General features: G+C 68.1%; 11 protein-coding genes. 4 read left to right on the top strand and 7 right to left on the bottom strand.

Going from position 1 to position 9,212, the window contains the following annotated elements; all coding sequences use genetic code 11:
- A partial coding sequence (locus RCJ92_RS13545) for a Rieske (2Fe-2S) protein (RefSeq protein ID WP_446754820.1) occupies nt 1–279 on the top strand: 279 nt, incomplete at its 5' end.
- Between the two features lie 121 nt (nt 280–400).
- Here the strand turns inward: RCJ92_RS13545 and RCJ92_RS13540 are convergent.
- Nucleotides 401–1,375, bottom strand: a complete 975-nt coding sequence (locus tag RCJ92_RS13540; RefSeq protein ID WP_446754819.1) for an aldo/keto reductase — start codon at nt 1,373–1,375, stop codon at nt 401–403.
- A gap of 235 nt (nt 1,376–1,610) precedes the next feature.
- Here RCJ92_RS13540 and argG point away from each other — a divergent pair, with 235 nt between their 5' ends.
- Nucleotides 1,611–3,038 (top strand): argininosuccinate synthase, encoded by a 1,428-nt coding sequence (gene argG, locus RCJ92_RS13535; RefSeq protein WP_343832762.1) that lies wholly within the window; start codon nt 1,611–1,613, stop codon nt 3,036–3,038.
- A gap of 147 nt (nt 3,039–3,185) precedes the next feature.
- On the opposite strand, the gene RCJ92_RS13530 is transcribed toward argG, so the two are convergent.
- The 5 genes from RCJ92_RS13530 to dxs are packed head-to-tail and all read right to left on the bottom strand — an operon-like array spanning nt 3,186 to nt 7,079.
- Complete coding sequence (locus RCJ92_RS13530; protein WP_446754818.1) at nt 3,186–3,512, bottom strand: hypothetical protein; 327 nt, start codon at nt 3,510–3,512, stop codon at nt 3,186–3,188.
- 29 nt (nt 3,513–3,541) lie between these two features.
- A complete protein-coding gene (locus RCJ92_RS13525; RefSeq protein WP_054821823.1) occupies nt 3,542–3,865 on the bottom strand; it encodes a hypothetical protein in 324 nt (107 codons plus the stop codon).
- A 60-nt stretch (nt 3,866–3,925) separates the two neighbouring features.
- Nucleotides 3,926–4,495 carry a hypothetical protein gene (locus RCJ92_RS13520; RefSeq protein ID WP_343832757.1) on the bottom strand — a complete coding sequence of 190 codons (570 nt, stop codon included), beginning with the start codon at nt 4,493–4,495 and terminating at the stop codon, nt 3,926–3,928.
- A gap of 2 nt (nt 4,496–4,497) precedes the next feature.
- On the bottom strand, nt 4,498–5,106 hold the full coding sequence (locus tag RCJ92_RS13515; RefSeq protein WP_346923045.1) for a DUF402 domain-containing protein: 609 nt from the start codon (nt 5,104–5,106) through the stop codon (nt 4,498–4,500).
- A gap of 5 nt (nt 5,107–5,111) precedes the next feature.
- Nucleotides 5,112–7,079, bottom strand: coding sequence for a 1-deoxy-D-xylulose-5-phosphate synthase (gene dxs / locus RCJ92_RS13510; RefSeq protein WP_446754817.1), 1,968 nt, complete (start codon nt 7,077–7,079; stop codon nt 5,112–5,114).
- Between the two features lie 177 nt (nt 7,080–7,256).
- On the opposite strand from dxs, the gene RCJ92_RS13505 reads away from it, so the two are divergent.
- Nucleotides 7,257–8,024, top strand: a complete 768-nt coding sequence (locus RCJ92_RS13505; protein ID WP_446754816.1) for an HAD-IIB family hydrolase — start codon at nt 7,257–7,259, stop codon at nt 8,022–8,024.
- A 43-nt stretch (nt 8,025–8,067) separates the two neighbouring features.
- On the opposite strand, the gene RCJ92_RS13500 is transcribed toward RCJ92_RS13505, so the two are convergent.
- On the bottom strand, nt 8,068–8,667 hold the full coding sequence (locus RCJ92_RS13500) for a TetR/AcrR family transcriptional regulator C-terminal domain-containing protein (protein WP_446754815.1): 600 nt from the start codon (nt 8,665–8,667) through the stop codon (nt 8,068–8,070).
- Nucleotides 8,668–8,722: 55 nt separating this feature from the next.
- On the opposite strand from RCJ92_RS13500, the gene RCJ92_RS13495 reads away from it, so the two are divergent.
- The coding region (locus RCJ92_RS13495; RefSeq protein WP_446754814.1) for a beta-ketoacyl synthase N-terminal-like domain-containing protein at nt 8,723–9,212 on the top strand (490 nt) is incomplete at its 3' end.

Below are 9,212 nucleotides of genomic sequence, written 5' to 3'. Positions count from 1 at the left end.
GTTGCCGCGAAGGACCCCTCCGGCGCGGACGTCGGGGTGCTGCTCTACCGCCAGGACGAGCAGACCGTGCTGGCCTACTCGAACATCTGCACCCACCAGGGCTGCGCGGTGGGCGTGAAGTCCCCGGCCAAGACGGACTTCTACTGCGCCTGCCACGGCTCGCACTTTGACCCGCTGGACGGCACCGCCACCGAGGGCCCGGCCAAGGGCGCGCTGACCCGCTTCGCCTGCACCATAGAGCAGGGCAACATCCTGGTCTACGTCCCGGCCGAGAGCTAGGCCCCACACCGCGAGATGCAACGGCCAGGGGCCGGGGCCGGCCCAAAAAGCCGGTACCGACCCCTGGCCGTCCCCTTGTCCCCCACGCGTCCCACCCGCGGCGCCGGGCCGTGCCGCGGCGCTAGAACAGTGCGACGCGCTGCGGGCTGGGGAAGATCTCGTCCAGCTGTTCACGCTCGGCAGCGGTGGGCACCCAGCGCACGGCCTGGGCGTTCGCGGTGACCTGTTCCGGGCGGGTCGCCCCGCCGATGACCGAGGCCACCGGGGACTGGGCGGCCAGCCAGGAGAAGGCCAGCTGCACCGGGCTCAGCTCCCGTTCGGCGGCGAAATCCGCGAAGCGCTGCAGCTGTTCGAAGTCGCTGGTTTCCAGCAGGTGCTGGCGGGCGTGGGTCAGCCGGCTGCCCTTCGGTGCACTGCCCTTGGAGTATTTTCCGGTCAGCAGGCCGTTGGCCAGCGGGAAGTAGGGCAGCACCCCGAGACCGAATTCGCGCGCCGCCGGCAGCACCTCCAGCTCGGCCCGCCGGTCAAGCAGGTTGAAGTGGTTTTGGGCGCAGATGAAGCGGTGGGATCCGAGCTGCCGGGCCACGTACTCGGCCTGGGCGATCTGCCAGCCGGCATGGTTCGAGTGCCCGATGTAGCGCACCTTGCCGGAGGTGACCAGATCATCCAGCGCGCGCAGCGTCTCATCGATCGGCGTATTGGGATCCGGCGTGTGGAACTGGTAGAGGTCGATGTACTCGGTTCCCAGCCGGCGCAGGGAGGCCTCCACCGCGCGCATGATGTAGCGCCGCGAGCCCCGGGCCCCGAAGTCCGCCCCGTTCACCCCCTGCATGTCCAGGCCGAACTTGGTGGCCAGCACCACCTCGTCGCGGCGCTTTCCCAGCGCCTTGCCCAGCCGCTGCTCGGACAGGCCGGGCTGCTTGCCGTACATGTCCGCGACGTCGAACAGCGTGATCCCGGCATCCAGTGCCGCGTGCACCACCGCATCGGTTCCTGCCTGGTCCTCGGTGGCGGTCCCGGCCCGGCCGAGGTTGTTGCACCCCAGGCCGACCACTGACACGCTCAACCCGCTGTGTCCCAGCTGGCGGAATTCCATGTTCCCTCCTTGGCGGGCACGCTGCTGCTGCCCGCGGTCACCCACCACCGCGCCCGGTTCCCGTCGGCGGCCGGCGGGCGGCCCGAGGTGCTGCGGCGGTGGTCTGCCTCTGATTTCTTCACCAGCGCGCCGCAGCGCGCCGGACCCTGCTTACAACCTATCGGTTCGGATGAGGTCACGGACATATTTCGGTCAAAATTCACTACATTGCATATTTATCCACTATGCTGGATACATGTCTAAAGTCCTCACTAACCTTCCAGTCGGAGAACGCGTCGGAATCGCCTTCTCCGGCGGCCTTGACACCTCCGTTGCCGTCGCCTGGATGCGCCACAACGGCGCCATCCCCTACACCTACACCGGGGATCTGGGCCAGTACGACGAGCCGAACATCGACGCCGTTCCCGGCCGCGCCCTGGAATACGGTGCCGAGGCCTCACGCCTGGTCGACTGCAAGCCGGCCCTGGTCGAGGAGGGCTTCGCGGCCCTGGCCTGCGGCGCCTTCCACATCCGTTCCGGCGGCAAGTCCTACTTCAACACCACTCCCCTGGGCCGTGTGGTCACCGGCACCCTGCTGGTGCGCGCCATGCGTGAAGACGGCGTGGACATCTGGGGCGACGGCTCAACCTACAAGGGCAACGACATTGAGCGCTTCTACCGCTACGGGCTGATGGCCAACCCGCGGCTGCAGATCTACAAGCCGTGGCTGGACCCGAACTTCGTGCACGAACTGGGCGGACGCCAGGAAATGAGCGAGTGGATGGTCGCCCACGGCTTCCCGTACCGCGATTCCGCCGAGAAGGCCTACTCGACCGATGCGAACATCTGGGGCGCCACCCATGAGGCGAAGACCCTGGAGCTGCTGGACACCTCGCTGGAATCGGTCGAACCGATCATGGGCGTGAAGTTCTGGGACGAGTCGGTGCAGATCAAGTCCGAGGACGTGTCGATCACCTTCGAGGCCGGACGCCCGGTGGCCATCAACGGCCAGGAGTTCAGCAGCGCGGTCGCCCTGGTCAACGAGGCGAACCTGATCGGTGGACGCCACGGCCTGGGCATGAGCGACCAGATCGAGAACCGCATCATCGAGGCCAAGTCGCGCGGCATCTACGAGGCCCCGGGCATGGCGCTGCTGTTCATCGCCTACGAGCGCCTGGTCAACGCGATCCACAACGAGGACACCGTGGCCAGCTACCACAACGAGGGCCGCCGCCTGGGCCGCCTGATGTACGAGGGCCGCTGGCTGGACCCGCAGTCGCTGATGCTGCGCGAATCGATCCAGCGCTGGATCGGCTCGGCGATCACCGGCACCGTCACCCTGCGTTTGCGCCGCGGGGACGACTACACGATCCTGGACACCGCCGGGGAGAACCTGAGCTACCACCCGGACAAGCTCTCGATGGAGCGTGTGGGCGACGCCGCGTTCGGCCCGCTGGACCGCATCGGCCAGCTGACCATGCGCAACCTGGACATCGCCGACTCGCGTGGACGCCTGGAGCAGTACGCCACCATGGGCCTGGTCGGTGGGCACACCGCCGATCTGGTCGGCGCCCTGGAATCCGGCGGCGCCGAGGCCATCGCCGAGGTTTCCCCGGTGGAAAGCGAGGAGCTGGCCCAGGACCGGATCATTGAAAGTGCCGCGTTCGACGCCGGCACCGACTAGGAACCCGGCCCCGGCACCATGCTGAACGGCCCCGGCCGGCTTCCCGTTGTGGGAGCCGGCCGGGGCCTTGGCATGTGCGCCGTCCGACTGGTTTCCGTGTTGCGCCCAGCCTGGGGCTGTGTGCCCGCCGGGGTGCCGCGGTGGGGGCTAGCCGTTCCACCCGTTCAGGACGGCCAGGGACTGCAGGGCCAGGATGAAGCCGACCAGCGCGATCATCCGCAGGCCGGCGTGAATGATCCTTCCCCTGCGGGTGTCCTTGCCCGGCAGGGTGAACGCCTCGTCCGCCAGCCAGGTCACCAGCGTGGTCAGCGTGCCGATCAGCGCCTTTTGCTCCTCGGGCATCCGCATCAGCCTGGCCAGGGCGATGCCCAGCGCCAGTCCGAACAGCAGTTGGCCGGCCACCAGCGCGGCGGCGCGCCAGCCCGGCCAGCCCCAGCGGTTCCGGCGCGGGCTCGCGGCCGGTGGGCGGTCCATGGTTGCGTCCCGTGCGGTCCGTGGTGCCATTAGCCGAGCAGGCTCATCAGCGCGCTGACGCAGATGGTGAAGCCGATCAGCGAGACGAGCTTGAGCACCAGCATGATCCGTGCGGTGGTGCGCAGGTTGGCGGTGGACCACTGCACGCCGTGCTCCACGGCCCAGGCCACGATGCTGATGATCACGCCGGTCAACGCCAGTTCAGCCGGCGGCAGGGCGATGACCTGCACCAGTCCGAGTCCCAGGATCACGCCGATGCTGGCCTGGAACACCAGGTGCATCGGTGCCCGGCTCTCGCCCATGCGGGAGGTGCGCCGCCCGGTGGCGTCGTGCCCGCTCTTGCTTTGCTCCATGTCTCCTCTTCGGGGGGTGTTTCGCGCCAGGTGATACTTCCGGCGGTGCCGCTAGGCGGGCTAGGTCAGCGAGAACGGCTTGGGCGGCAGCGGGTGGACCGCCTTGGCGGCCTGCAGCCCGTCGTAGCCGGCGGTGGCGATCGTCATCTTGGTGAAGTCGAGTTTGGCCTCGCGGATGCACACCTTCACGGCGGCCACGGCCTTTTTCGGGGCCGGGGTCAGGATCCGGATGTTCAGCTTGTGCGGGGCAAAGTCGCTGGATTCCACGGTGCCCAGCCCACGCCAGGCCAGGTGGGAGGTCAGCGCGTCGGTGGCCTTGTGTTCCAGGTAGCGGTCGCGTTCGGTGCCGGCCGCGCTCTTCAGTGCGTACTGCACGATCACCCAGGACTGCTCCTGCTCCGGGATCGGGGCGTAGCCGTCGGCCTGGCACTGCTCCAGGAAGCCGGCGAACAGTTCATCGGCCCGTTCCATGTCCACATCCTGCACTGAACTGGTCTTGGACTGGTGGCCGACCGCCCCGTGGTTGATGACGAACTGTCCCAGGTCCTCGTTGTCGAACTGCTGGTACCAGGCTTCCCGGAAGTGCAGCTGGTTCTTCTCGTCCAGATGGTAGGTGCGGATGATTGCCATAGTCAGTGGTCCTTGGTTTCGCTCAGGTTCGGATTCGGTGCGCGCAGCTCGGTGGCCCTCTCCAGCCAGGTCGCGCGGTACTGCCGGTTGAAGGGCGGTTGGTCGGCGCGGACCGCGGTCATCAGCTCCGCGGCGCTGTTGCGCATCTGTTCGATGAGCGGCCCGGGGTAGCCCATGGTGCGCGCGTGTTCCTCGAACTCGTCCTCGTCATCCAGGAACAGGCCGCGGGAGTTGGAGCGGATCACATCCAGGTCCATGTCGATCGAGTTCACTTCCCAGCCCCCGGTGGGCAGCGTCTGCCAGCCGATGCGGGTGGAGATGTCCAGGTAGACGTCCACGTCTTCGCCCGGGTTGTCGTAGAAGGTGCCGACCCAGGAACCGGTGTGCGGGATCAGGCACAGGGCGTCGCAGGCGGCCAGGTGGGCGCGTCCGGGCCGGGAGACCAGGGAGCCTTCGGACTGGAAAATCCAGTAGCCGTACTCGTCCGAGCCCAGCAGGTAGCCGGGCACCACCCAGTGCGGGGTGCCGTCGTATTTCCAGGCGCGCGCCACCACGAGCTGACCCAGGCGGGGCTGGCCGGGGGTGCGGGAGAGTCCGATCGGGCAGGACACGGCGTTCACAGTTTGGGGATCTGGCCGGTGGGCAGGTCCTGGCCGGGCAGCGGGCGGGCGAAGGGCACCTTGGTGCCCAGCACCTGGGCGAGCGTGTCCTGGGCGACCTGCTGGGCGGTGAGCCCCACCCGTTCAAGCACCTCGGCGCGTGAGCCGTGGGCCAGGAACTCGGTGGGCAGGCCGACCTCGTTCAGCGCGGTGTCCACCCCGGCGGCCCGCATCTCGGTGCGCAGCCGTGAGCCGATGCCGCCGGCGCGCACCCCGTCCTCGATGCACACCACGATCCGGTGGCGGGCGGCCAGGGACACCACCGACTGCGGGACCGGCAGCACCCAGCGTGGGTCCACCACGGTCACCGACACGCCCTGGCTGTTCAGCCGCTGCGCCACATCCAGTGACAGTTCGCTCATCGCGCCAATGGAGACGATCAGCACGTCCGGGGCCGAACGGTCCCCGAGTCGGGCGAGCACGTCCACCCCGCCGGGCAGCTGGTCGATGGCCTCGATCTCCGGGCCCACCGATCCCTTGGAGAAGCGCACCACGCTGGGCGCGTCCTCGATGGCCAGCGCCTCACGCAGCTCCTGGCGCAGCCGGGTGGCGTCGCGCGGCGCGGCCAGGTGCAGGTTCGGGACGATCTGGGTCAGCGCCATATCCCACATGCCGTGGTGGCTGGGCCCGTCGGGCCCGGTGACCCCGGCCCGGTCCAGCACGATGGTCACCCCGGCCTTGTGCAGCGCCACGTCCATCAGCAGCTGGTCGAACGCCCGGTTCAGGAAGGTGGCGTACACGCACACCACCGGGTGCAGGCCCCCGAAGGCCAGTCCGGCCGCCGTGGTCATGGCGTGCTGTTCGGCGATGCCCACGTCGATCACGCGTTCCGGGTAGGCCTGGGCCATCTTCTTCAGGCCCACCGGCTGCAGCATGGCCCCGGTGATGGCCACCACGTCGGAGCGCTCCTGGGCGACCTTGGCGATCTCCTCGCCAAAGACGCTGGTCCAGCTCTGCGAGCCGGGGGCGGCGACCGGGACGCCGGTCTGCGGGTCGATCACCCCCACCGCGTGGAACTGGTCGGCCTCGTCGCGCACGGCCGGGGCGTAGCCGTGCCCCTTCTCGGTCATTGCGTGCACCAGCACCGGCCCGGCATACTGGCGGGCCTGCAACAGCGCCTCTTCGACCGCGGCCTGGTTGTGCCCGTCGATCGGGCCAATGTACTTGATGCCCAGGTCCTCGAACAGGCCCTGGGGTGCCCACCAGTCCTTGATGCCCTTCTTGGTGGCGTGCAGCGACTTGTAGGTGAACTTGCCCACCGCGCCGGAGTCCTTGAGCTTGTCCTTGAGCTTGTCCATCGCGGTCTCATAGGCCGGGTGGGTGCGCACCTTGTCCAGCTGCTGGCGCAGCCCGGAGAGCTGGTTGGCCAGGCCCCCGATGGTCGGGGCGTAGGAGCGGCCGTTGTCGTTGACCACGATGACCGCCTTGCGGTCCTTGTCCGCGGCGATGTTGTTCACCGCTTCCCAGGCCATCCCGCCGGTCAGCGCGCCGTCCCCGACCAGCGCCACGGCGTAGCGTTCGGTTTCCCCACCGAGCTTGTAGGCCCGGGAGATGCCATCGACCCAGGACAGGGACGAGGAGGCGTGCGAGGATTCGACGATGTCGTGTTCGGATTCCCCGCGGTCCGGGTATCCGGACAACCCGCCCTGCTGGCGCAGGGTGGCGAAGTTCTGGCGCCCGGTGAGCAGCTTGTGCACATAGGACTGGTGGCCGGTGTCGAAGACGATGGAGTCGGTCGGCGAGTCGAAGATCCGGTGGATGCCCAGGGTCAGTTCCACCACGCCCAGGTTCGGTCCTAGGTGTCCGCCGGTGCGCGCGACGTTGTCGATCAAAAAGGCTCGGATCTCCGCGGCCAGTTCCTCCATTTGCGCCAGGGACAGGGCCCGCAGATCGCCAGGCTTCTTAATGGTCTTCAATAAAGACACGGTCATCCCCTTTACATTCTCGCCCATAACGGACACTACCAGTCCGTGCGGCAGCAATTCCGCGCGAAAGCAAAAGTATAGCCGCGCACCGACCTGTTCCATTATCCGCCACGGCGCGGCCGCACGCGAATCAGCGGCCATGAAGTTGGCTACCCTCGGCTCTTTTAGAATGGGTGGATGAGCAGCGCTGCCCCCAGCATGGTTTTCGATTTGGACGGCACCCTGTGCTTTGACGGCGTCAGTGTTGCCGCGCCGATCATCCGCGCCATTGACAGGGTCATCGCCGCAGGACGGCCGATGGCATTTGCCTCGGCCCGTCCCATTCGGGACATGCTGCCCCTGTTGCCGGCGGCCTGGCATGGGCACCTGTTGATCGGGGCCAACGGGGCCCTAGTGCGACACGGACGGCAGGGTGCGGCCCGGAGCTTTGGCGAAGTGGACCGCCGCGAACTGGATGCGATCATTGAGCGGCACCAGCTGGCCTACCTGATCGACTCCCCATGGGACTACAGCTATACCGGCCCGGCCGGACACCGGTTGCGCCGACAGGTGGATCCGGGCGGGCTGGCGCGTAACCTGCCGCGACGGCACCTGAAGCGGTACTGCAAGGTCCTGCTGTTCAGCGACGCACCGCAAGTGCTTGACTGCCTCTCGCGCCTGCAGCTGGTGACGCACCGGCACACCGGGCAGGGGTTGATCGACCTCTCCCCCGGGCGCACGACGAAGGCCGAGGCCGCCGCGCAGTGGCTTGCCGGGCCGTTCGTGGCCTTCGGAAATGACGCGAACGATGCCCAGCTGTTCACGGCCGCCCAATTCTCGGTGTGCGTCGGCTCGTACCCGATAGCGGGGCTTGCAGACCTGGTGATCGCCGAGCAGCAGGTCTCCTCCACCATCACGGCCGTGCATGAACGCCTGCTCGCCGAGGCCAGCACCCCCCTGCGCTAGGACCAGCACCGGTTCCCCCGCGGCAGGGGCCGTGGCCGCGGCGCTAGTTGCGGTCGATGCTCACCATGGCCGCCACGTCCAGGTCCGAGGGCACCCCCTGGAAGCCGGCCTGGCTGAGCAGCACGGCGCCGAACACGGTGCTCCAGAAGGTGCGCACTTCCTTTTCCACGGACTTGGGCATGTGCCAGGCCTTGTCCTCCAGCACCGTCTCCACATAGCGGGTGGACTGGCGGAAGAGGACCTTCATGCCGGCCGCCAGGCTCGGCTGCACGGACGTGTTCGCCCGACCCATGCCAAGCGCGGTGACCACCATCGGGGTGGAGGGCACGGCCAGTGCGGTGCGGGCCAGGGCGGTCACAAATGACTGCGGACTGGAGGCCCGCCGGGAGAGGGACCGCAGGTGTGCCGAATCCCGCAGCAGCAGCGAGAACGCGGCGTCCACGTAGAGCCCGTCCTTGGACCCGAAATGGTGGGTGATCTGGTTCGGGTAGACCCCGGCGTGGGTGGCGATGCGCGAGACGGTGACGTCCTCGGGGGCGAAGCGGGCGAAGAGCTCTACGGCGCTGGCCCGGATCCGGGAACGGGTCACCGAACCGCGCACCTGCTTGCCCGAATGACTGCTGACTCGCTGCGGCTGACTCATGGGTATAGTCTAGACAAACCAATAAGACTTGTTTCCCATACAAGAAGGATGATTCATGGCCAATGTTGTGGTTTCCGGATATGGCGCGATCACCCCACTGGGCCGCGGAGCCCAGCAGTTGTGGGAGGGGCTGAACGCCCAGGAATCGGGGATCGGCACCCTGGAGGATGAACGCTTCAGCGCCGCCGGACTGGGCACTGCGGTGGCCGCGGCGGTCACCGTGGACATGGAACAGCTGCTGGGCCGGCCGAAGTCACGCCGCCTGGACCGCTCTCAGCAGTTCGCCCTGCTCGCCGCGCAGGAGGCCTGGGAAGACGCCGGCCTGGATGAGGTCGACCCCGAACGCCTGGCGGTGGTCATCGGCACCGGCATCGGCGGGCTGACCACGCTGCTGGCCCAGGAAGAGGTGCTGCACAATTCCGGGCCGCGGCGGGTCTCCCCGCGCACCGTGCCGATGCTGATGGCCAATGCCGCCAGCGCGCAGGTGGCCATGGCCTACGGCGCCAAGGCCGGGACCTATACCCCGGTCAGCGCCTGCGCCGCCG

The sequence above is a fragment of the Glutamicibacter sp. BSL13 genome (assembly GCF_052928425.1).
The sequence above is the reverse complement of the archived record's forward strand: the minus strand, read 5'-3'. Positions and strand labels throughout refer to the sequence as shown.

Coding starts and splice junctions, on each gene's coding strand:
- RCJ92_RS13540 (WP_446754819.1), bottom strand. CDS start 1,375: ATGGAATTCCGCCAGCTGGGACACAGCGGGTTGAGCGTGTCAGTGGTC.
- argG (WP_343832762.1), top strand. CDS start 1,611: ATGTCTAAAGTCCTCACTAACCTTCCAGTCGGAGAACGCGTCGGAATC.
- RCJ92_RS13530 (WP_446754818.1), bottom strand. CDS start 3,512: ATGGACCGCCCACCGGCCGCGAGCCCGCGCCGGAACCGCTGGGGCTGG.
- RCJ92_RS13525 (WP_054821823.1), bottom strand. CDS start 3,865: ATGGAGCAAAGCAAGAGCGGGCACGACGCCACCGGGCGGCGCACCTCC.
- RCJ92_RS13520 (WP_343832757.1), bottom strand. CDS start 4,495: ATGGCAATCATCCGCACCTACCATCTGGACGAGAAGAACCAGCTGCAC.
- RCJ92_RS13505 (WP_446754816.1), top strand. CDS start 7,257: ATGAGCAGCGCTGCCCCCAGCATGGTTTTCGATTTGGACGGCACCCTG.
- RCJ92_RS13500 (WP_446754815.1), bottom strand. CDS start 8,667: ATGAGTCAGCCGCAGCGAGTCAGCAGTCATTCGGGCAAGCAGGTGCGC.